This is a genomic window from Desulfocicer niacini, assembly GCF_054657595.1.
Window position 1 is genome coordinate 1 of the sequence record NZ_BAAHYK010000168.1, and the last position, 621, is coordinate 621.

The window sequence follows — 621 nt, forward strand, 5'->3', positions numbered from 1 at the left end:
GGCCTGTGCCCTGAGCCTCCAGATCTTGAGCATCTTCAGGGCTGATGAAGCGGCTGAGGCTGGAGACAAGGCGCTTGAGAGCTGGCACATCCAGCTGGTCCCGCCGCCCGAAGGAGTAGACGACCTCGGCCCGGGTGTAGCCCTTTTCAGGGTGTCGGGTATTGTGGGCCAACTGGATATACTCGACCTCAGACCCATCCTTGTTCTTCCGTTTTATGCTGCGTACATACATGCCCATGAAAAAGCATGTATATTTTGCTATGTCAAGGATAACTTTGTCTATCGTGTGCCCACAGTTTTTGATCTCAGAGCCGACACCCGCCTTGATTTTATAGGATATTTAGACAAAATCCTGAAAAAATGATCCCATGACTGTCGAACACAGGTTAAAAATGCAGTCGTTCAAAAATTTTGAACGGCTGCATTTATTTTTTTTGTGTCAAATTTTATTTGAAAATTTCCGGTGGTTTTGTCGTATCCCCTGTAGCATTGGGATAATCCACGGCTTTGTAATACTTTTCACCGGTTTTAATGAGGTGATTGGCTTCTTCCATGAACCCATTAAAGCGTTTTTTATATTCATGAAGCTATCCCAAAAATCCATTTTACAGTGTTATTACC

At 44.6% G+C, this 621-nt stretch carries 1 protein-coding gene; it reads left to right on the plus strand.

Going from position 1 to position 621, the window contains the following annotated elements; all coding sequences use genetic code 11:
* Positions 1-364 (plus strand): hypothetical protein (locus ACYQ2M_RS25220; protein ID WP_459919163.1); only part of this gene is annotated, 364 nt, incomplete at its 5' end.
* Between the last annotated feature and the right edge of the window lie 257 nt (positions 365-621).